The sequence below is a fragment of the Levilactobacillus acidifarinae DSM 19394 = JCM 15949 genome, from assembly GCF_001434835.1.
In the GTDB taxonomy this organism is placed as follows: Bacteria; Bacillota; Bacilli; order Lactobacillales; family Lactobacillaceae; genus Levilactobacillus; species Levilactobacillus acidifarinae.
The window spans coordinates 18,586-39,897 of sequence record NZ_AZDV01000015.1; the positions used below are offsets into that span (position 1 = coordinate 18,586).

20 protein-coding genes are annotated in these 21,312 nt (G+C 53.7%); 16 read left to right on the forward strand and 4 right to left on the reverse strand.

Annotation, left to right across the window (positions count from 1 at the left end; all coding sequences use genetic code 11):
• The first annotated feature begins 5 nt into the window (after positions 1-5).
• From pcp to FD25_RS06350, 16 genes are all read left to right on the forward strand, one after another.
• Positions 6-611, forward strand: a complete 606-nt coding sequence (pcp, locus tag FD25_RS06280; RefSeq protein ID WP_057802467.1) for a pyroglutamyl-peptidase I — start codon at positions 6-8, stop codon at positions 609-611.
• A gap of 222 nt (positions 612-833) precedes the next feature.
• Positions 834-1,787 (forward strand): L-lactate dehydrogenase, encoded by a 954-nt coding sequence (locus tag FD25_RS06285; protein ID WP_146999942.1) that lies wholly within the window; start codon positions 834-836, stop codon positions 1,785-1,787.
• Between the two features lie 486 nt (positions 1,788-2,273).
• Positions 2,274-2,495, forward strand: a complete 222-nt coding sequence (locus FD25_RS14295; protein WP_225428569.1) for a LysR family transcriptional regulator — start codon at positions 2,274-2,276, stop codon at positions 2,493-2,495.
• A gap of 12 nt (positions 2,496-2,507) precedes the next feature.
• A complete protein-coding gene (locus FD25_RS06290) occupies positions 2,508-3,179 on the forward strand; it encodes a LysR substrate-binding domain-containing protein (protein WP_225428568.1) in 672 nt (223 codons plus the stop codon).
• A 401-nt stretch (positions 3,180-3,580) separates the two neighbouring features.
• Positions 3,581-5,326, forward strand: coding sequence for a pyruvate oxidase (gene spxB, locus FD25_RS06295; RefSeq protein WP_057802471.1), 1,746 nt, complete (start codon positions 3,581-3,583; stop codon positions 5,324-5,326).
• Positions 5,327-5,398: 72 nt separating this feature from the next.
• Positions 5,399-6,259: an FAD synthetase family protein gene (locus tag FD25_RS06300; protein WP_057802473.1), complete on the forward strand. Its 861-nt coding sequence runs from the start codon at positions 5,399-5,401 to the stop codon at positions 6,257-6,259.
• A gap of 479 nt (positions 6,260-6,738) precedes the next feature.
• The gene (locus tag FD25_RS06305; protein ID WP_057802475.1) at positions 6,739-8,121 is read left to right on the forward strand and encodes a class II fumarate hydratase; all 1,383 of its coding nucleotides are present in this window, start codon (positions 6,739-6,741) and stop codon (positions 8,119-8,121) included.
• Between the two features lie 109 nt (positions 8,122-8,230).
• The gene (locus FD25_RS06310; protein WP_057802477.1) at positions 8,231-8,797 is read left to right on the forward strand and encodes an NADPH-dependent FMN reductase; all 567 of its coding nucleotides are present in this window, start codon (positions 8,231-8,233) and stop codon (positions 8,795-8,797) included.
• A gap of 25 nt (positions 8,798-8,822) precedes the next feature.
• The gene (locus FD25_RS06315) at positions 8,823-10,217 is read left to right on the forward strand and encodes a flavocytochrome c (protein WP_057802480.1); all 1,395 of its coding nucleotides are present in this window, start codon (positions 8,823-8,825) and stop codon (positions 10,215-10,217) included.
• 94 nt (positions 10,218-10,311) lie between these two features.
• Entirely contained in the window at positions 10,312-11,730 is a 1,419-nt protein-coding gene (locus tag FD25_RS06320; protein ID WP_057802482.1) for an anion permease, read from the forward strand.
• A gap of 874 nt (positions 11,731-12,604) precedes the next feature.
• Positions 12,605-12,898, forward strand: coding sequence for a citrate lyase acyl carrier protein (gene citD, locus FD25_RS06325; RefSeq protein WP_057802484.1), 294 nt, complete (start codon positions 12,605-12,607; stop codon positions 12,896-12,898).
• 2 nt (positions 12,899-12,900) lie between these two features.
• Positions 12,901-13,815, forward strand: coding sequence for a citrate (pro-3S)-lyase subunit beta (gene citE / locus FD25_RS06330; protein ID WP_057802486.1), 915 nt, complete (start codon positions 12,901-12,903; stop codon positions 13,813-13,815).
• Positions 13,805-15,343 carry a citrate lyase subunit alpha gene (citF, locus tag FD25_RS06335; RefSeq protein WP_057802488.1) on the forward strand — a complete coding sequence of 513 codons (1,539 nt, stop codon included), beginning with the start codon at positions 13,805-13,807 and terminating at the stop codon, positions 15,341-15,343. The genes citE and citF overlap by 11 nt, the downstream gene beginning before the upstream one ends.
• Positions 15,344-15,373: 30 nt before the next feature.
• Positions 15,374-16,267, forward strand: a complete 894-nt coding sequence (locus FD25_RS06340) for a LysR family transcriptional regulator (protein ID WP_057802490.1) — start codon at positions 15,374-15,376, stop codon at positions 16,265-16,267.
• Positions 16,268-16,398: 131 nt separating this feature from the next.
• A complete protein-coding gene (locus tag FD25_RS06345) occupies positions 16,399-16,863 on the forward strand; it encodes a hypothetical protein (protein WP_146999941.1) in 465 nt (154 codons plus the stop codon).
• Positions 16,864-16,929: 66 nt separating this feature from the next.
• The gene (locus FD25_RS06350; protein ID WP_057802494.1) at positions 16,930-17,223 is read left to right on the forward strand and encodes a hypothetical protein; all 294 of its coding nucleotides are present in this window, start codon (positions 16,930-16,932) and stop codon (positions 17,221-17,223) included.
• A 55-nt stretch (positions 17,224-17,278) separates the two neighbouring features.
• Here the strand turns inward: FD25_RS06350 and citG are convergent, their stop codons facing one another.
• From citG to FD25_RS06370, 4 genes are all read right to left on the reverse strand, one after another.
• Positions 17,279-18,130, reverse strand: coding sequence for a triphosphoribosyl-dephospho-CoA synthase CitG (gene citG / locus FD25_RS06355; RefSeq protein WP_057802496.1), 852 nt, complete (start codon positions 18,128-18,130; stop codon positions 17,279-17,281).
• Positions 18,130-18,687 (reverse strand): citrate lyase holo-[acyl-carrier protein] synthase, encoded by a 558-nt coding sequence (gene citX / locus FD25_RS06360; protein WP_057802498.1) that lies wholly within the window; start codon positions 18,685-18,687, stop codon positions 18,130-18,132. The genes citG and citX overlap by 1 nt, the downstream gene beginning before the upstream one ends.
• Positions 18,688-18,704: 17 nt before the next feature.
• Positions 18,705-19,760, reverse strand: coding sequence for a [citrate (pro-3S)-lyase] ligase (gene citC / locus FD25_RS06365; RefSeq protein ID WP_057802500.1), 1,056 nt, complete (start codon positions 19,758-19,760; stop codon positions 18,705-18,707).
• Between the two features lie 353 nt (positions 19,761-20,113).
• Positions 20,114-21,268, reverse strand: coding sequence for an NAD(P)-dependent malic enzyme (locus FD25_RS06370; RefSeq protein WP_057802502.1), 1,155 nt, complete (start codon positions 21,266-21,268; stop codon positions 20,114-20,116).
• Between the last annotated feature and the right edge of the window lie 44 nt (positions 21,269-21,312).

Below are 21,312 nucleotides of genomic sequence, written 5' to 3' on the forward strand. Positions count from 1 at the left end.
GTTTGATGAAAATATTAGTGACGGGGTTTGATCCGTTCGGGCAAGAGACCGTTAATCCAGCTTGGGAGGCCGTTCGACGGTTACCCGCCACGGTGAAAACGGCGACCATCGTGACCCAGGAGATTCCGACCGTCTTTGGTCAAAGCGCCAGGGTCCTGCACGCAGCCATCGTCCGGGAACGACCGGACGTGGTCCTCAGCATTGGCCAAGCGGGCGGCCGGGCAGCCTTGACCCCCGAACGGGTCGCCATTAACTTAGACGATGCCCGAATTGCCGACAACGCGGGACAACAACCCCAAGATCAGCCCATTCAATCTACGGGGGCGCCGGCTTATTTTACACAATTACCGGTCAAGGCCATGGTCACCGCTATCCAGCAGGCCGGGTTGCCCGCCCAATTGTCGACCACGGCGGGGACCTTTGTCTGCAACCACCTGATGTACCAGGCGCAATACCAACGGGCCACCGAATTTTCTGACCTACGTGCCGGCTTTTTACACATTCCGTTTTTGCCGGAACAGGTGATTCAGCGACCGGGAACGCCGAGTCTGGCGTTAGCCGATGCCGTTCGGGGGATTACGGCTGCGTTAACCGCGATTGTCACAGAGTAGACTTAGCCGCAGTAGGGATACTGCGGTTTTCATTTTGGCGAAAACCCCTTGTGAAATTTTGAAGGTGACTATTTTTATTTTTAAAAATAATCACAAAAAATTGCATTTTTTAAAAAGCGTGTTATGATTAGGGTGACTTTACGACACGAACAGAAATTTCACTGGGTAGCTCAAGCTATCCTTTACTAACCGCGATATTACGCGCTGAAAGGGTGTTTCATTTTGCTTAAACAAACAAAATATCAAAAAGTTGTCTTAGTCGGTGACGGTTCTGTTGGTTCGTCGTACGCTTTGCTCATGATGCAACAACCAGTCATGGATGAATTGGTGATTGTCGACATCGCAAAGGACCACAGCGAGGGCGACGCCATTGATTTGGAAGACACCCAACTCTGGGGGAAGCCGAAGTGGGTTCACGCCGGTACCTACGCCGACGCCAAGGACGCCGACCTGGTCGTCATCACGGCTGGTGTGCCCCGGAAGCCCGGTGAATCACGGTTGGACCTGGTTAACAAGAACTTAAATATTCTGAAATCGATCGTCGGCCCCGTCGTCGACAGTGGGTTTAACGGCATCTTCTTAGTGGCCGCTAACCCCGTTGATATCTTAACGGCCGCCACGCAAAAGCTGTCCGGTTTCCCAACGAACCGGGTCTTTGGAACCGGGACGTCGTTGGATACGGTACGGTTACGCGTGGCTTTAGGGAAACAATTGAACCTGGCGCCCCAAACGTTGAATGTGAACGTAATCGGTGAACACGGAGATACCCAGTTTGCTGCTTACTCGCACGCCATGGTTGGGGACCAAAAGTTACTCGACGTCGCCCAAGCTAAGGGTGTTTCGTTAGCCGATTTACAGGCGACGGAAGCCGGTGCCCGTAAAAAGGGTGGCCAAATCATCGGCTTGAAGGGCGCAACCTTCTACGGTGTGGCGACCTGCTTAGCACGTATCACGCGGGCCATTCTAGGTAATGAGGACACGGTCTTACCCGTCGGCGCCTACCTAGACGGCGAATACGGCGTGAAGGGTCTATACTTAGGCACGCCAGCGTTGATCAACGCCCAAGGGGTTGCGCGGGTCTTACCGCTTGACCTGACGGCGGAAGAACGGGGCAAGATGCTCGATTCTGCTAAGGCGATGAAGAAGGTTCTCGACGACGCCATTGCCGTCAACTAATCATTTGAATTTAACCGGAGCACTGGGAAGTTTCCCGGTGCTTTTTTTTATTTTCATGATAGGAATAGGGGTAACTAAAATTAATTGTCTGTGGGCTATACACTAGTGGCTTGAAACTTGATTACTAATAGGAATAATCATTCTTTGTCGATGAGTTGTAAAAAAACATCTTTAAGCCGCCGTAACGGTTAGTGTAAGCTGGAGGAGCAGTCAGAAATGGACTCAGGGGTGAAATTTGTCTTGGTCGGCGTTTTTTTGCCGGCCTAGACAAAGGTCGGTCTTCAAGACCTGGGGTGGGGCTTGAAGCCGTGCCCACCCCGTTCCAGTCCGTTTCTGACTGCTCCGGAAGCGTTGGATAGGATACGTAATAGGTACAGAAATTAATAGGGCCACCGCCGGGAATATGATATAACAATAGGTATTAATAACGGGAACTGACCGGAGATGGGGGATCGCCGGCTGCCCGATAGAGAAGGATGATAGCTGGTGAATACCCGTGATTTAGCGTTTTTTCGGGCCATCGTGCAATACAAGAATTACACTTACGTGGCGGAGCGGTTTTCGGTCTCCCAACCCGCGGTCAGTCAGGCCATCAAGCGGCTGGAAAAGGAGTTTGACGCCCCGTTAGTCAAGCAGGACAGAACGCACCACCAGACCGTGATTACCCGGGCCGGCATGTTGCTGTACCAGAACGCCCAGTCGATTTAAAACAGCATTTCGTTGGCGCACCGGGAAATCGATTTTTCCAAGCAAAGCCAGATTCGCTTCGGGCTGCCGCCCATCATCGGGGCCTTGTACTTCCCTCAGGTGGCGGCGGCACTCCTCAAACGCGGCTGGATGGAACAGATCAAGATAATGGAAAACGGCTCGGCCCAGCTCTTGACCAACCTGATTCGTGGGGATATTGATATCGCCCTGGTCGGTTCCCCCCGTCCCCTGCACCACCAAGGGGTCGAGGCCATCTCACTGGGAGCCCGGCCGTTCAACGTGATTGTGAGCCCAGATAACCCCTTAGCGCAGCGCACGTCGATTAGTTTCACCGAATTAGGGGACCAACAGTTCATCGGTTTGGATGGTAAATTCGTGCATCCCGAAGCCTTCCGGGCCTACTGTAAGGCCGCGGGGATTACGCCCAACATCGTTTACCGGACCCCGGATATTGCGTGGCTCAAGGGAATCGTGCGCGAGAACCTGGGCCTGGGATTTCTGGTTCAGGACGCCGTAAACGCCATTGACGGCGTGGTGGGCCTTAAAATTACGGATCAACTGATGGACCGGTTTAACGTTTCGATTGCGTACCGGAAGGGCTATTCTCTGACGCCCGAAGAGACGGCCTTCGTGAAGCTGTTATCGCAAATGAAGATCCCGGATCCCGCAATGCTAACCAAATAATTAAAACTTATAGGCGCTTCGTTGGAAAACGAGGGGCCTTTTTAGAACTCAATAACGGCTAAAACGGGTGGGACCGGGCACCACCACCCACCAGTTCTTTCATCAAAACAATCAATTACCCAATAAAGGACTTGTGAAAAAAATAAAACTTTTTTTAGCGCGCTGAGCATGTGCAAAAATACACGGCTGTAACCGCTGTCATACCAACCGTATAAGCCCTACTTATAGTACGCTCAGAATTTGACTATAATCCTGAAAGCGCTTTAATATTGAACTTGTAATCAAGAGATAGTCGTTACCGCTAGCGCACCACCCAATAGGTTGTCGTGTTGTAAAGTAGAATTAAGGTGTGGGGCGCTGCTTAACGGACAATGGCTATGATGATAAGGAGATAGTGCCGTATGTCAGATAAAATTAGTGGTTCAGATGCAGTTCTTAAAGTGATTCAAGACTGGGGCGTCAACCATATTTATGGGTATCCGGGTGGGTCGTTTGACTCGACCATGAACGCCTTACACAACCAGAAGGACACGCTGAAGTTTATCCAAGTTCGCCACGAAGAAGCCGGCGCCATTGCGGCCGCCGCGGATTCCAAGTTGACGGGTAAAATCGGGGTTTGCTTCGGGTCTGCCGGTCCTGGTGCCGTTCACTTGTTAAACGGGTTGTACGACGCCAAGGTTGACCGCACGCCAGTCTTAGCCATCGTGGCCCAAGTGCCAACTAGCCGGATGAACATCGACTTCTTCCAGGCGATGGATGAGGAACCCATCTTTGACGACGTTGCCGTTTGGAACCGCACGGCAGCCACGGCCGAAAGCCTGCCTCGTTTGACCGACGAAGCCATCAAGCAAGCTTACGAAAAGAAGGGTGTCGCCGTTTTGACCATCCCTAAGGACTTTGGGTGGGCTGAAATCGAAGACAACTACGTTTCTGCGGCAAACACGCACGTGGAACCCGTTTATCCTGATCCAGAACCAACCAGCGTTACCAAGGCCGCTCAAATGATCAAGGATGCTAAATCCCCGATGATCTACTTTGGGATTGGGGCCAAGGACGCTGCCGCTGAATTAAAGGAAGCTTCCGAAAAGTTCAAGATGCCACTGGTTTCTTCCGTCTTAGCGAAGGGCATTTTAGACGAAGACTACCCCGCATACTTAGGGTCCACTGGCCGGGTTGCCCCAAAGCCTGGGACCGAAGTCGGCTTTGCGACCGACTTGATCGTCTGGGTCGGTAACGACGTGCCGTTCAGTATCTTCCTGTTCGGTAAGAAAGCCAAGATTATCCAAATCGACGTTGAAAGCGAAAAGCTGGGCAAGCGGCGTCACATTGATTTACCAATGTTAGCCGATGCCAAGAAAGCCTTACGGGCCATCATTGATGCCGGTGAAGCCAAGCCAGATTCCGCCTTCTACGAAGCTTCCTTAGCCGATAAGAAGAACTGGGTTGCTTGGCAAGACAGCTTCAAGGACAGCGACCAGATGCCCGTTCGGCCAGAACCAATCTTCGATGTCTTGAACAAGACCGCTAGTGACAAGGCCGTCTTCGGGGTCGATGTCGGTAACGTCAACATCAACTTCGAACGCTTAGTCGACATTCACGGTGATCAAAAGTGGGTCACCTCCGGGAAGTACGCCACGATGGGCTTTGGGTTACCAGCTTCCATTGCGGCCAAGGTCGCTTACCCCGACCGCGACGTGTACAGCCTGAGTGGTGATGGTGGTTTCGCCATGTTAATGGAAGAAATCCTCACCCAAGTGAAGTACAACCTGCACATCGTCAACGTGGTCTTCAGCAACGAAACCTTAGGCTACATCGAAGCGGAACAAACCGACGACAGTCACCAACCATTATCCGGGGTTGATTTGCCAGCCACTGACTGGGCCACCGCCGCTAAGGGGATGGGGGCCGAAGCCTTTACCGCCACGACCAAGGCCGAGTTCCAAAAGGCCATCGATGCCGCTAAGAACACCGACAAGCCCGTGTTGATCGACGTGAAGTTGACCCACGAGATGCCATTTACCACGGAACACATGTTTATCGACCCAGCATGGCAAGACCAAGCCAAGATCGATGAATTCGTCAAGAAGTACCAAGCCCAAGACTTGAAGCCATTCAGCTACTTTTTAAAGCAAGCACAGGCAAACTAAGCTAGGGATTAAACGGAAACAAGGGGAGATATCTCGGTATCTCCCCTTGTTGCTTATCGGGAGGTGAGCGGGATGCAGGTGATTCGACTTAACGCAAAAACGATTCAACGGGTCCACGCACCGGCGCAGGTCGTCATGGCCCTGGGATTCTTTGATGGGGTCCACCGTGGCCATCAGGCCGTCTTGGCCCAAGCCCGGCGGTTAGCCGATGCTCGTCAAGTCCCGCTAGCGGTCATGACCTTTAACCGTCACGCCTCCCGGGCCTTCGAGACTACCTTAACCACAGATTTTCGGTACCTCAACACCATTAGTCAAAAAGTAGACCTGTTAGGGCAAAACCACGCCGACATCGTCTACGTTGTCGATTTTGATCGGCAGTTTGCGGCCATTTCGCCGCAGCAATTCGTGGACACCTATTTGATTGGGCTCAACGTGTGCGGCGTGGTGGGGGGCTTCGATTACACCTTCGGCCAGGGCGGTCACACCCAGATTTCCCAGATGGCGCAGTATAGCCGGGACCGGTTCACGGTCACGGTAGTCGCCGAACACGACGCTGCCCAGGAGAAAATTGGGTCCACCGCCATTCGTCACCTGGTCAAAGTGGGTAACGTCGCCCGAGCTAACGCCTTACTGGGACACCCGTACGCTTTAGCGGGCCAGGTGATCCCCCAAGCCAGGGGGACTTTCACCTTCAAACCAGCGAGTCGCTTGCAACAACGGCCGCCACAAGGCAGTTATCGCTGTCGGGTCAAGACGGCGAGCGGGTCGTGGCCGGGACTCCTGACCATTACGGCCAGCGGCTTAACGATTCAAACGACAGCGTTGACCGCTGCCGAGCGGACCGTGGAAGTTGCCATCTTGGCGCGCCAGGTCGCCCGAGTCGTCCCCTGGCAGCAGGGGAACGCCCCGGTGATCGCGGTTCGCGCCATGTAACCAAGCTTTAAAAAGAGTAGACAGTCATACCAGGGACCTAGGCCAATACCACCTAGGTCCCTTTTGGTGTCGGAGAAAGGCTTATTAACAAAGGTTTAGCGGTCGCCCGCTGGCGGGACCCGATCGACGAGGCATCAGTAGGGACCGCTTTCGGGCGAGGCTCCCTTAAGTTAGAAGGAATTGTTGATGGCTATTGTAAACGCTTACAAATAATTATTTTTATTTTGCAAATTTACCCCCAAATTTTAAAAAATGCTTGTGAAATTGTGAATCCGTATACGAGTAGGGTTGTGAAGAGCTATTCAACACCTTATTATGTTTTTTTATACCCCCTCGAGGGTTTGACTATAGTGTTAATTCCCGGTTATTCTAGGCTTGTTCGTAAAGTCACAGGGAATTTTTCAAGGTTAACGCGAAGGATTCCCTAAAATTTTCAAAATTAAAGTTACTAATATCACAAAAATTTGGAGGAACTTACCATGGCAGATTATCGCATTGAAGCAGATACCTTAGGTGACGTTAAGATTCCTAGCACGGCTCTTTGGGGCCCACAAACTGAACGGAGTCGGAACAACTTCCCAACCGGTCAATTTATGCCAATCGCAATGATTCGCGCTTTACTTCAAATCAAGAAGGCCGCCGCTGAATCTAACCAAGATCTGGGCGAAATTACCCCAGAAAAGGGTGCCTTGATTCAACAAGCCATCGACGAACTGTTGGCCTTAAGCGACGAAGACTTACGTAAGGACTTCCCACTGCGCGTTTACCAAACGGGTTCTGGGACGCAAACCAACATGAACACCAACGAAGTCGTCGCCAACAAGGCAATGCAGATCAATCCCGACATCGAAGTGTTACCTAACGACGATGTCAACCATGGTCAAAGTTCTAACGATATTTTCCCAACGGCCATGAACATTACGGCCAGTGTCGCCGTTCAAGAATTGGAAAAGGCGGCGCAACACTTGATCGACGAATTAACCGCTAAGCAAAAGGAATACTGGCGCGTGGTTAAGATCGGCCGGACCCACTTACAAGACGCTACGCCATTAACCTTTGGCCAAGAAGTCAGTGGTTGGGCCAGTGCCATCCAACACGACCTGGACTACTTGAAGTCCTTAGACCCAACCTTATTGGAATTAGCCATGGGTGGGACCGCCGTTGGGACTGGCTTAAACGCCGCTCCCGGCTTCGCCGAAGAAATTGCCAAGAAGATGACCAAGGTTTACGGGCCACAATTCACGGCTGACTCCAACAAGTTCTACGGCTTGGCTCACCATTCTGGCTTAGACGTAGTTCACGGGGCCATGAAGACCTTAGCCGCTGATCTGATGAAGATCGCTAACGATGTTCGGTTCTTAGCTTCCGGTCCCCGGGCCGCTTACGACGAATTGAACATTCCGGCCAACGAACCCGGCTCTTCCATCATGCCTGGTAAGGTCAACCCGACCCAAGCCGAAGCCATCACTATGGCGGCCGCACGGGTCATGGGGAACGATGTAACGGTCACGGTTGCTTCATCTCAAGGGAACTTTGAAATGAACGTTTACAAGCCCGTTCTAATCGACGCCTTCCTGGAATCCGCTGAATTACTGCGCGGGACCATGATGGGCTTCGCCGACAAGATGATCCACGGCATGACGGTCAACGCCAAGCGGATGGAAGAACTCGTCGACAACTCCCTGATGACGGTCACGGCCCTTTCCCCACACATTGGGTACCACGACAGTGCCAAGATTGCCCAAGCCGCTGACAAGGCCGGCACAACCTTGAAGGAAGCCGCCGTTAAGTCCGGTAAGGTTTCCGCCGAAGACTTCGACAAGTGGGTTGATCCGCTGAAGATGACCAACATCGATCGTTAATTTTAAAAAATAGCATGTTGACAGGACTGGTCGTCGTGAAGGGTAACGGACTTTGCGGGGGCCAATCTGTCCGAGAAACTTATTAGAGAGAATTGAGAGGATTTAACGTATGACTAAGCCACACTTTATCGCCCTAGTAGGCACGAACGCCGATTTTTCTTACAACCGCATCTTATTGCAGTTCATGAGCCGGACCTTTACGGAACAGGCCGAAATCGAGGTTCGCGAAATCGCGGATATTCCGTTGTTTAACGAAAATCAAATGAAGAACCCGCCCGTCAGTGTGACGGCCTTGAGCGCCGCCATCGATGCGGCCGACGGGGTCATCATTGCCTCCCCCGAGTACGATCACGCGATTCCTGCCGCGTTAAAGAGTGTCTTGGAATGGCTATCGAGTGCGACCCATCCGTTCAAAAACAAGCCAGTGATGGTGGTCGGGACTTCTTACGGGGTCCAAGGAACGGTGCGTGCCCAGACCAACTTACGCCAAGTCCTCGATGCACCGGGCGTGCAAGCCTGCGTGTTGCCGGGTAACGAATTCATGTTACCCACGGTCAAAGACAAATTTGACCAACAGGGCCAACTGGTCGACGACCGTAGCGTGAGTTTCTTAGGCCAATGCCTCGAAAACTTCGTGCAGTTCGCCGCCATCAAACCCGTCTCCGTTAGCGCCTAACCTGACTACGAAAGGAAAATCCCTTATGGCAGAAAAATTCCAATTTGTACCAACTGATTTAGCTGACTTAAAAGATCGTTATGATCTCGTTGTGATTGGTTCCGGTGGGACCGGGCTAGTTGCCGCAATGCAAGCCCACGAATTAGGCTTGAAACCGGTCGTCTTAGAAAAGATGCCGAAGTTAGGCGGGAACACCACCCGGGCCTCATCCGGGATGAACGCCGCGGAAACCAACGTTCAACTCCACAATCACGTGGTGGACAGTTTTGAAGAGTTCTACGCCGACACCTTCAAGGGTGGGGGCCAACTCAACAATCCCGAGATGTTACGGTACTTCACCAGTCACAGTGCCTTAGCCATCGACTGGTTAGCCGATCACGGCATCGTCTTGGATGACTTGACGGTCACCGGTGGGATGCAAAAGAAGCGGACCCACCGGCCAAGTTCCATGGCCCCAATTGGGGGCTTCTTGGTTACCGAACTGTTGAAGCAGGTTCAAGCCGAAAAGATTCCGGTCTTTACTAACGTGACGGTTACGAAACTGAACTTAACCAACGATAAGGTTACCGGAGTGACGGTGAAGGACGAACAGGCGGATGGCGTGCAAATCGCTGCCGACGCCGTTGTTCTGGCCACCGGTGGTTTCGGGGCCAACCAGAAGCTGATCGGTAAATACCGGGAAGACTTGGTCGGCTACAACACCACCAACCAACCCGGCGCGACCGGCGACGGGATCGAATTGGCCACGGCTGCTGGAGCGGCCTTGGTTGACATGGACCAGATCCAAGTTCACCCAACGGTCCAACAAGACACCGACCACGCTTTCCTGATTGGGGAAGCAGTCCGGGGTGAAGGCGCCATTCTGGTGGGGGCCGATGGGCAACGGTTCGTCAACGAACTGGATACCCGGAAGAACGTCACCAACGCCATCAACCAACTCCCGGAAAAGAGTGCTTACCTGATCTTTGATACGGGGATTCGCTCCCGGGTCAAGGCTGTGGAATTCTACGACCACATTGGGCTGGTCAAGCACGGTGACAGCATTGCCGACTTAGCGACGACCCTGAACATGGATGCCGACACGTTGTCCAGTACCGTGGCGACCTGGAACCAGGCCGTTGCGGACCAAAACGATACGGACTTCGGCCGGAACATGGGGATGGATCGCGACATCGCGGCTGGCCCATTCTTCGCCATTCACATTGCGCCCGCCATTCACTACACCATGGGTGGGATCAAGATCAACGCCCAAACCCAAGTCCTCAAGGCAGACGGTACCACGTTAAGCGGGCTGTTCGCTGCCGGTGAAGTGGCCGGTGGGTTACACGGAAACAACCGGATCGGTGGGAACTCCATCGCCGAAACGGTGGTCTTTGGTCGTCAAGCCGGAGAACAAGTTTACACATATTTGAAAGACTAGTTAGATCAGAAACGAGTCTCATAAATAGTTCCGATTCAGTCGTGACCATTTGCTAAGAGAGAAGTTTCAACACATAGAATAGTGGGGCACTATCATGACATTGGAAAAAGTAAAGTATAAGAAGTTTATATTGCCACTGCTGATTGGGTTAATCATATGGTTTGCATCACCAGTGAAGCCCGCCAGCGTGTCGATGGCTGCTTGGCACATGTTTGCCATCTTCGTGGCGACCATCATTGGGTGTATCACCCAACCGTTGCCAATCGCCGGGGTCGCGTTAGTCGGCTTCGTCCTGACCGTTTTGTTAAACATCGTGCCAATGGATGTGGCCGTTACCGGTTTTGGGAACAAGACCGTTTGGCTGATCGTCATGGCCTACTGTCTGTCACGTGGGTTCGTGAAGACGGGGTTAGGTCGCCGGATCGCGTTACTCTTCGTGCGGTTGTTCGGGAAAAAGACGTTAGGCTTGGCTTACTCGTTAGTCGGGGTCGATTTGATCCTGTCACCAGCGACGCCAAGTAACACCGCCCGTGCCGGGGGGATCGTTTACCCGATCCTGGAATCCTTAGCCAAGACCTTTGGGTCCGATCCTAAGGACGGCACGGAACGAAAGATGGGGTCGTTTTTGACCTTCGTTGAATTCCACGGGAACATCATCACGTCCGGGATGTTTATGACGGCCATGGCGCCAAACCTGTTAGCCGTTTCCTTGGCTAAAGCTGCGCACGTCAACATTACCTGGATGAGTTGGTTCTTAGCCGGCTTAGTTCCCGGGATCATCAGTCTGTTAGTTGTTCCATTCTTGATTTACAAGATGTACCCACCTGAAATCAAGGATTCTCCGAACGCCAAAAACTGGGCCGACGGTGAATTGACCGACATGGGACCAATGAGCGTTGCTGAAAAGATTATGACCGGTGTGTTCATTGGGGCATTGTTACTCTGGATTTTATCAAGCTTCATCGGCATCGACGCTGCGACGGTGGCCTTCTTAGCCGTTGCTGTGCTGGTCGTTTGTGGGGTCTTATCCGTTAGTGATATTCTCCATGAAACGGGTGCTTGGAGTACCTTGATCTGGTTCTCCATCCTGATCTTCATGGCCAATGAATTAACCGCCTTAGGGTTCATTCCTTGGTTATCGAAGGCCTTGGGTGGAAGCTTACACGGCATGAACTGGGGCATTGTCTTAGCCATTCTGTTGGTCTTCTACTTCTACTCTCACTACCTGTTCGCCAGTGGGACGGCCCACGTCAGTGCCATGTATGCGGCACTGTTAGGGGTTGCCATCGCTGCGGGTGTACCGCCAATGTTAGCCGCAACGCTGTTAGCAATGTGTGGGGCGCTTTACAGTTCCACTTCTCACTACGCAAGTGGTCCAGCGACATTACTGTTTGGGACCGGCTACGTGAAGCAAGCCGATTGGTGGCGGATGAATGCCATCTTGGGTGTCTTCTACATCGTGGTTTGGTTCGGAATTGGGGCCTTATGGACCAAGGTTCTGGGCTTCTGGTAAACTTAAACTGAGTCTAAACGAAGGGCTTGGCAGCCGTGTGCTTGCCAGGTCCTTTTTTGTCGAGTGGTTAGCGACTAAGAGGGGGATGAGTGACTAGCCAACGCTTCCGGACCAGTCAGAAACGGGCTGGGCACGGCTTCAAGCCCAGAAACCAGGTCTTGAAGACCAACCTTTATCTAGGCCGGTAAAAAAACACCGACCAAGATAAAGTTCACCCCTGAGCTCATTTCTGACTGATCCTCCAGCTCACACTGATTATGACAGTAACTTGAATGCTTTTTTAATTAAGCCACAACGACTAATGATTACAATCAGTGATTGCGTTTTAAGACAAACCTTAGTCGAAAAATGGTTGGACCATAGTGGACACGATTTTGAGGTTCTGAGTTAATGATGAATTCACTAGTTTGAATTGATGGCAACCTTGACTTAGTTTTTGTCAGTGACTGATTGGTTCAGATGACGTGGTGACAAAGGGGTGAAATGGGGCCAAGTTAAAAAATGGACTGGGTTAACTGTTCTTGAGCTATTAGCGAAACGGCGCCGACTGGCGTCACTGTAGTGAAATTGATGTTAGTCGGCGTTTTGGGCCGACTTACATCAAGGTCGAGTTCTCGAGACTCGCGGGGTGGGCGAGGCTTGAGAATCGTGCCCACTACAGTGACGCTTGCTCGGCAGAGTGAAGCGAGATTAACACCCACCCACCATCTGTTGTGAACTTCACAAAAATAATTTAAAAAATGTAAAAATACCAGATATATTTGAATTATTTAAAAAATGAGCTATAATTAAGTCAGGAAACAAAAGAGTTTTGGGTAGATAACTTCGTGATTATTTACACGATTAGCTGACACTCGTGAAAGGGATGGACTTAATGGAGATTAAGCAAACAGCATTAGCGGGTACCTTGGAATCTTCCGATATCCAAATCATGTTGAGTAAAGGAACGGACGGGATCAAGATTACTTTGGACTCCGCCGTTGAAAAGCAATTTGGCGATCAGATTCGCGATTTGATTACTAAGACCTTACAGGCCTTGGATATCACCGCCGCTAACGTCAAAGCCGTGGACAAGGGGGCCCTGGACTGTGTGATTAAGGCACGGACCATTGCCGCCGCACAACGGGCTTTAGGGACCACCGATCAACCTGCATGGGAGGTATTCTAACGATGGCAGAAAATTCAGAACGCTTACGCCGGACCATGATGTTTGTACCGGGGAATAACCCCGCAATGGTCAAGGATGCCGGGATCTATGGTGCCGACTCCATTATGTTTGACCTCGAAGACGCCGTTTCCTTAGCCGAAAAGGACGCCGCTCGAGTATTAGTCTACGAAGCTTTACAAACCCAAGACTACGAAGGGGCCGAATTGGTCGTCCGGGTAAACGGAATCGATACGCCGTTCTACCACGACGACGTGCGGGCCATGGTCAAGGCCGGGATTGACGTGATTCGCCTGCCGAAGGTTGAATCCGCCCAAATGATCAAGGACTTGGTCAAGGATGTCGCCGCCGCCGAAACCGAATTTGGTCGCGAAGCCGGGTCCACCCACGTGATGGCCGCCATTGAAAGCGCCAAAGGAGTCTTAAACGCCCCAGCCATTGCCGCCGCTTCCGACCGGATGATCGGGGTCGCCTTATCCGCCGAAGACTACACCACCGACATGAAGACCCACCGGTACCCAGACGGGGCCGAACTCGAATTTGCCCGGAACATGGTGCTCCACGCCGCTCGGGCTGCCGGGATTGCCGCCTTCGATACGGTCTTCACCAACATGGACGACACGGAAGGCTTCTACCGCGAAACCCGTTACATTCACCAACTTGGGTTTGACGGGAAGTCGCTGGTCAACCCACGGCAGATCAAGATGGTCAACAGCGTCTACGAACCAACGGCTAAGGAAATCGCCAACGCTCGTAACGTGATTAACGCCATCGCCGAAGCTAAATTAAAGGGTTCTGGGGTCATCTCCATGAACGGTCAAATGGTTGACCGTCCAGTAGTTTTGCGGGCCCAACGCGTGATGCGGTTAGCCAAAGCGTCGCACTTAGTTGATGAGGAGGGTAATGATATTGAAGAATAATGTAAACCGGACCCTGTCCGACGACTTGATGGCCAAACTCGACTACAAGCCATACACCTCAACTGAAATTGGCAATCCCGAAATCCAACGGGTTGCGCCTAAAGTTCACGTTTCCACGGGGAACGACAAGGTGGTTGATTCCATCGAAGACGTGGTCAAGGCCACGGTCAAAGATGGCATGACCATCTCGTTTCACCACCACTTCCGTAACGGGGACTACGTCTTTAACAAAGTGATGCGGGTCATCATCGACGCCGGCATCAAGAACCTGACCTTAGCACCATCGTCTTTGACCGGTGTGATGAACGACATGGTGATCGAAGCCATCAAGGCCGGGACCATCACCAACATCACTAGCTCCGGGATGCGCGGGTCTTTAGGGGACTTCGTGTCTCACGGTGGTTTAAAGAACCCCGTGATCTTCCGGTCTCACGGCAACCGGGCGCGGGCCATCGAACACGGCGATATCAAGATCGACGTGGCCTTCCTCGGGGTACCGAATGCCGATAAATTAGGGAACGCCAACGGGATGGCCGGTAAAGCCGTCTTTGGGTCTCTGGGGTACGCCTTAATGGACGCCCAATACGCCGACAACGTGGTGCTGTTGACCGATAACCTGGTCGACTACCCGAACACGCCAGCTTCCATCAAGCAGACCCAAGTGGACTACGTGGTTCAAGTTGACGAAGTCGGTGATCCTGATAAAATTGGATCAGGGGCAACTCGGTTCACCAAGGACCCGAAGGAATTGAAGATCGCCGGGATGGTTAATGACGTGATTACGCATTCACCATACTTCAAGGACGGCTTCTCATTCCAGACCGGTTCCGGTGGTGCTGCTTTGGCCGTGACGCGTTACCTGCGTGAAGCCATGATTGCCAACAAGATTACCGCTTCCTTCGCTTTGGGTGGCATTACCAAGCCAACTACCGACCTCTTAAAGGAAGGCTTAGTTCGTCGGGTCATGGACGTGCAAGACTTCGATAAGGGTGCCGCTGACTCGATGCAATCTAACCCGAACCAACAAGAAATTGACGCTTCCTGGTATGCCGATCCCGACAACAAGGGCGCCATGGTCGACCAACTCGACGTGGCCATCCTGAGTGCCTTGGAAATCGACACCAAGTTCAACGTTAACGTCATGACCGGTTCGGACGGTGTGATTCGGGGGGCCGTGGGTGGTCACCAAGACGCCGCCACCAGCAAACTGACCATCATCTCCGCACCGTTAGTTCGGGGTCGGATTGCCACCATCGTGCCCGATGTCACGACCGTCGTGACCCCCGGTGACTCGATCGACGTGGTCGTGACCGAAGTTGGGATTGCCATCAACCCTAAGCGCAAGGACTTAATCGCCTGCCTGAGCAACATTCCGGGTGTCCCCGTCTTCACGATTGAAGACTTACAAAAACTTGCCGAAAAGAAAGTGGGCACCCCGAAGCCTCTTGAATTCACCGACCGGACCGTTGCCATGGTGGAATACCGTGACGGCAGTATCATCGACGAAATCAAGGAAGTTAAGGACTAACCTCTTTGTTTGGCAGATGGGGGCAGCATAGTGAATACACGAGACTTAGCCTATTTCTCAGCGTTGGTGGAGTTGAAGAACTACACCGCCGTTGCCGCACGTTTCTCGGTCAGCCAACCCACCATTACGGTGGCGGTCAAGCGACTGGAAACGGAATTTAACGCCACGTTGGTCCAACGCGACCGCGCTCATAACACGTTGACCATCACCCGACCGGGGTTGATGCTCTATCAACGCGCGCAGATGGTGTTAAAGGACTTGGACTTAGCACACAGCGAGGTCCAACGCGCGGACCAATCCACGATTCGTTTCGGCATGCCGCCCATCATCGGGACCCTGTGGTTTCCGTTGGTGGCGGGGGAATTATTCTCCCGGGGGCTGTTAAAGTACGTGGAGACCTTGGAAATGGGGTCGGGGTACTTACTCCAGGAGTTGCTGGCCGGCAAAATCGACGTGGCGTTACTGGGGTCGGTTCGTCCGCTCAATGAACGCGGCCTCGATGCCACGTTGTTGGGGGCCCACGAGTTTCGGGCGCTGGTTAGCCCGGAACACCGCTTGGCGACCCGTAAACGGATTGCGTTTGCGGAACTGGCTAACGAGAACTTCATCTCGTTAACGGGCAAGTTCGTGCATCCCCAGGCGTTACGCGACTACAGTCAGTTTGCGGGGTTTGACCCGCGCATCGTGTACAACACGCCCAACATCTCGCTGATTAAGGCGTTGGTGGCCTCCGGGTTCGGTGTCAGCCTGATCGTGGGCGACACCGTCAACTCTAGCGATAAAGTCGTGGCTTTACGCTTGAGCGACCCGGTCGCCGACCGCTTTAACATGTCGTTGGTCGTGCGCAAGAACTTCTTGCCTAACGAGATCCAACGCGAGTTTATCAGCGTGTTGTTCGGGCTGCGCCACCATCATGAAGATTAATAAAGTGTAAGTAAAAACCCGTTTACTGGCGTTGGCCGGTGGACGGGGTTTTTGTGTAATGGGGGAATTTAACGCTTGTTTCCGCCGGGGGCGCGGCCTATAATCAGACTAATTTCAAAGGGCGTGATCGGATGCGTGTTCGACAATACATATGGAATTTAGTAAAGAGTGTGGTCATCATGGCCCTCTTGCTGACCTGGAACCTTCAACATACGGCGCAGGGCTGGCAGTTACCGTTGAATTGGTTTACGGGATGGGTTCTGGTAAGCTGGTTGGCGGGTTACCCGTGGTTGCGGCAATGGTATGCCGGTCTGTATAGTCGGGATGATGAGCGGATGGAATCGTACAAAAACCGGGCGCTGGCGTTACACGAGCAGGATCTGGCCCAGCACCACACGGCCCGGAAGTGGACGCCCAGTGGCTTGCAGGCCAATCCGTGGCTGTACATGTCGGGGAACACGCAGACCACCGACGACATCTTGAATCCGATCTACGTGTTCTGCGAGCACCTGTGGGTCACGTTTTGGTTGTTGCTGTTGGGGCCGATATTGTTGGCGGGGCACTGGGCAAAACGGGCTTGGTTGCAGCGAAATTAGGTTGGACGTTGTTTTTGGTGGACCCCTCTGGCACAATAAAGACAACTATTATTGGAAGGTGGCGCCATGAATCCAGAAGAATTGTTTGCTCGGTACCTACGGAAGTATCAGATTGACTTGCAACATCCCGACCATGGTCAGATTACGTTGACCTCGGCGGTGTGGCCGCAGCAGCCGGCCTTGCGCCAAACTGTGCAGGCCGCCTTGATGGGTCTCGACGGGGTGCAAACGGCCACGCCGGTTAATGCGGATCAACTAGACTTACGGTACGATTCCGCCCAGTTACGGCGGTTGAATCCGTTGAAACTCTTAGCATTGGAACGTCAGATTGGGCGACAGTACCGGCAAGCAGGTTACTAACACGAGACTTAAAAATGACTTCACCAACTTTAACCGTTGATGAAGTCATTTTTGATTAGAGAATCTGTTCCATGAGTCCAAAGTAAATCGTCAGGATCAACAGGTCGGCCGACCCACCCAAACTGAGATTCTTAGCTTTAAAGATGCGATTCATCTCGGTAAGTTGGGCTTGACCGGTCGGTGTTTGACACCCACCGGCAGTCAGGATTGCTTGGGCCGTTTGTTGGGCCCAGGGGACGATGGTATCGGTGCCCGCGCGCTTGATTAAATTGCTATCGGCGGTGTGGGCCACGATGGTCAGCAGGGTGTTTAGCAACCGCTGCGTGCGGGTGCCCTGACTTTGCCGCAGGTAGGGTAGGCTCACGGTGGCGACCACCGGGAACCCGGCTTCGGCCTGACCGCGAATGCCGGTCGTCCCGTACTTCAGGTACTGGCGTTCCCCGGCCGTTAGTTGAGCAGACGGTTTCTGGGCCAGACCGGCGAAGTCGTTGGTGGTTAAGCCGTGGAGCATCGCTTGAACGGTTGTGAGGACCTGCGAGGTATCGTAGGGCGCCGTGCGGGTTTGATAGCCCGTGGCGGCCACGATGACCCCCAGGGAAAAGACCGCGCCCTTATGGGTGTTAACCCCGTGGGTCGCGTGAAACATGGCGGCTTCGGCGGCGACTCCGGCCGGACGAATCTGGTGAAAGAGGTCCGGCAAGGCGGTGTTGGTAAAGGCCCGACCGGTCGCAAAGCAGGTTGTCCAGTAGTCTTCTAAGGCCGTGGCGCTATCGATAAAGGTAAAGACGTCCATGTCGGGGTGCGGGCCCACGTCGGCGGGGTCCACTAACCCCGGTTTGGGAGTCACGGACACCTCGTAGAGCAAGGCGCGGGTCGCGTTTAAAACGGCGGGGTCACGGGTGGGCATTAGTCGGTCTCCTGTTCGTCGAAGTAGGTGGTGATGGCCTGATCGATGGCCGCCTGCAAGTCGGCGACGCTGTGAGCGCGCGACCGGGCGCAGACCTTGGCCGGCTGATCGCAGATAAAGCAGCGCCGCACCGGCAAGCCGGTGTCTTGGCGACTCAGGGGGCCGGTCTGTTGGCTGGTCAGCACGTCGATGTCGAAGAGCCGACCTAGCGGATGGTGATCCTCGAAGGTCACGGCGACGGCCTTCAACGTGGTGGCTGCGGCGGGACTGAGTAAAAAGGCTTCCGGACCGGTCGGGTGATCCCACTGCTCGACCGGCTGATAAGTCAGATTGTGGTCGTGTAAGACCTGTTCAAAGGCTGCTAGTCCGGCGTTAAACGTAGCCGTTAACCGGGCGTTGTTTTTGATGGGCCCCGGGATGTTGAGTTTCAGTGCCAAGACGGCCTGGTCCGGATGAGCGGTGACCAGATGACGTTGCAGGGCCGCGCGGTGGTCCTTGTTGGCCAAAACGGCGGGAATGTCTTGCGGATCCCCGGTAGCAAAGGTGGCGTTAGACATCACCAAAACTTCCTTTCTTAGTTCCCGGCGATGCGTTGACCGGCGGTAATCCGGGCCTGGAGCATCGGCAGGTTGGCTTGAATGAACTGTAACGTGGTGGCCGGTAAGCTGGCCGCCACGGTGGTTACGGTGTTGTCCGCAATGGCTTGGCGGACCGCCGTGGCCGTGATGGGTTGGTCGTTGACGGCTTTACGGTCAACGATCTTAACGGCGACTGCCGGCGGTAAGATTTCCTGGAGAACGTGGTTGTAGATTCCCGTGGTCTTGGAGAACGGCTCGCTCCCCAGGTAGCGGGTGGTCAAATTCAGTGGTTGGGCAATCTGGGTCTTAAAGAGCTGGGCGTCCAGCTGCGTTTGGAAGCGAATGGCGGCCTCCGGCGTGGGTAAGAAGTAGGCCGGGAAGGTCGCGTAACTGACCATGTAGTCGCTACCGTTGACCACGCGCACGTTGGGCAAGTCGGCGGTGCCGGCCGTAACCAATTGCTGGCGTTCAGCCGTGGTAAAGAGCGATGCGTCGGTGTTGACCACGAAGACGTAGACCAGGTCGTTTTCTTTAGCGGCGGTCTCAATTAGGTAGCGGTGCCCCAGGGTGAACGGGTTGGCGTTCATCACGATACCGGCGACTTTAGCCTGGTCCTGGTGGTCGATCTTTGGGAGGTCGGCCACGTAGTCGTGGACACTAGTATCACCGGTTTCCAGGATGGCACCACTATCGGTCTGGGCCAGAGCGTGGAAGCCGACGTATTCGAAACTGGCCACGTATTTCGGCTTAGTGAAGACGAAGACGTGGAAGATTTGGCGTTGCGCGAGGTCGTTTAGGAGCGCGGACAGGATGGCGTTGAAATAGGCGCCAGCCTCGCTGTTCTTGTGGCAAGCCCCCACGTATTTGATAACGTTACCGGCCGTGGAACCGGTGGCCACCAGCTTATCACCCTCGAAAATGCCAACGGTGTGGTCCAGGTGGGCCGTTTCGCTGGCAGCAAAGTTGGTGATGCCCAGGTCGGTGAGCAGGTCCTGCCACTGTTTACGGGTGGCACTGTCGGATAAATACAGGTCAATGATCTCGGGTTGCATCGGGCAAGCCCCTTTCTGAAGTGAATGGTTAGGTAGTGAAGGTGTCTAAAGAGGTAGAAATACTAGGGTCCGTCTTAAAACTCAGGTTCAGAGTTAAATGACCATTCATGACCTCTCAGTTGAAAAAATCTGGTTTAGTCGTTGTTATAACTCGTTGTAAGCTGGAGGGCCAGTCAGAAATGGGCTCAGGGATGAAATTTGTGTTGGCCGGTGTCTTTTACCGGCCTAGACAAAGGTCGGTCTTCAAGACCTGGTTTGTGGGCTTGAAGCCGTGCCCACCCCGTTCCAGCCCGTTTCTGACTGGCCCAGAAGCGCTGAATCTTCCAGATTAGTCTTTTAAGACAAACTCTAGTCTAGTCCTTTTTAGCAAACGCTTCGACCGCGGCCGTGACCGTCGCCACGACGCCGTCATCGAAGACGCTGGGGATGATCTTATCGGCGGTTGGTTGGGCAATCATGGCGGCTAAGGCGTGAGCCACGCTGGCTTCCAGGTCGGCGTTCACGGCGGTCAGGCCGGACGCTAACAGACCGGAGAATAATCCGGGGAAGACCAGGATGTTGTTGACCTGGTTCGGGTACTGGCTCGAGCCGGTGGCCATGACGCCAACGTGGTGGTCGTGAGCTTCCTGTGGGTCGATTTCGGGAACGGGGTTGGCTAACGCGAAGATGATCGGGTCGGCAGCCATGTGGTCGACGTCGGTTCCGGTCAGCACGTGAGCGTCGGATAAACCGATAAAGGCGTCCTGGTCGGCCATGACGTCGGCTAACGGTGTCTTAGCCGTGCGGGTTTCCCCGACTTGTTGGGCTAGGCCACGTTGATAGGCGTTGTAGTCGGTATCGTCGGGGGTGACCAGGCCGAGTTTGTCGACCAGGGTCAAGTGGTGAATTCCCGCGGCGTAGAGGAGTTTAGCCGTGGCAATTCCGGAAGCCCCGACGCCGTTGACCACGACTTTGAGGTCGGTTAAGGCCTTGCCCGCTACCTTAGCGGCGTTGATCAAGCCGGCTAGGACCACGATGGCGGTCCCTTCCTGGTCGTCGTGGTAGACGGGGATGTCTAAGACCTGCTTGAGCTTATCTTCAATTTCAAAACACCGGGGTGCGGCGATATCTTCCAGGTGAATCCCGGCAAAACTCTTAGCGGTGTTCTTAATGGTGGCGACGAATTCGTCGACGGGTACTTGGTCGACGGCGATGGGCAGGGCATTGACGCCCGCTAAATCCTTGTAGAGTAACGATTTCCCTTCAACGACGGGTAACCCACCGGCGGGGCCGATGTTCCCGAGGCCGAGGACCGCGGAGCCGTCGGTGACCACGGCCACCAACTTACCGCTTAAAGTAAGTTTGCGTTTCATCTCGGGTTGAGCGGCAATCAACTTGGAGATCCCAGCGACGCCAGGCGTGTAGGCCTTGCCGAGGTCGGCGGCGTTCTTGACGGGCAGTTCGGAGCTAATGTCTAGAACCCCCGTTGCGCGTTCGTGTAATTTGATAATTTCGTTTAAATCAGCCATATTCTGACGTCCTTCTTTCCGAATTTCAATCCACTTCTAGCATA

Excerpts from the sequence above, each read along its gene's own strand:
- pcp (WP_057802467.1), top strand. The coding sequence starts at position 6 with ATGAAAATATTAGTGACGGGGTTTGATCCGTTCGGGCAAGAGACCGTT.
- spxB (WP_057802471.1), top strand. The coding sequence starts at position 3,581 with ATGTCAGATAAAATTAGTGGTTCAGATGCAGTTCTTAAAGTGATTCAA.
- FD25_RS06300 (WP_057802473.1), top strand. The coding sequence starts at position 5,399 with ATGCAGGTGATTCGACTTAACGCAAAAACGATTCAACGGGTCCACGCA.
- FD25_RS06305 (WP_057802475.1), top strand. The coding sequence starts at position 6,739 with ATGGCAGATTATCGCATTGAAGCAGATACCTTAGGTGACGTTAAGATT.
- FD25_RS06310 (WP_057802477.1), top strand. The coding sequence starts at position 8,231 with ATGACTAAGCCACACTTTATCGCCCTAGTAGGCACGAACGCCGATTTT.
- FD25_RS06315 (WP_057802480.1), top strand. The coding sequence starts at position 8,823 with ATGGCAGAAAAATTCCAATTTGTACCAACTGATTTAGCTGACTTAAAA.
- FD25_RS06320 (WP_057802482.1), top strand. The coding sequence starts at position 10,312 with ATGACATTGGAAAAAGTAAAGTATAAGAAGTTTATATTGCCACTGCTG.
- citD (WP_057802484.1), top strand. The coding sequence starts at position 12,605 with ATGGAGATTAAGCAAACAGCATTAGCGGGTACCTTGGAATCTTCCGAT.
- citE (WP_057802486.1), top strand. The coding sequence starts at position 12,901 with ATGGCAGAAAATTCAGAACGCTTACGCCGGACCATGATGTTTGTACCG.
- FD25_RS06345 (WP_146999941.1), top strand. The coding sequence starts at position 16,399 with ATGCGTGTTCGACAATACATATGGAATTTAGTAAAGAGTGTGGTCATC.
- FD25_RS06350 (WP_057802494.1), top strand. The coding sequence starts at position 16,930 with ATGAATCCAGAAGAATTGTTTGCTCGGTACCTACGGAAGTATCAGATT.
- citG (WP_057802496.1), bottom strand. The coding sequence starts at position 18,130 with ATGCCCACCCGTGACCCCGCCGTTTTAAACGCGACCCGCGCCTTGCTC.
- citX (WP_057802498.1), bottom strand. The coding sequence starts at position 18,687 with ATGTCTAACGCCACCTTTGCTACCGGGGATCCGCAAGACATTCCCGCC.
- citC (WP_057802500.1), bottom strand. The coding sequence starts at position 19,760 with ATGCAACCCGAGATCATTGACCTGTATTTATCCGACAGTGCCACCCGT.
- FD25_RS06370 (WP_057802502.1), bottom strand. The coding sequence starts at position 21,268 with ATGGCTGATTTAAACGAAATTATCAAATTACACGAACGCGCAACGGGG.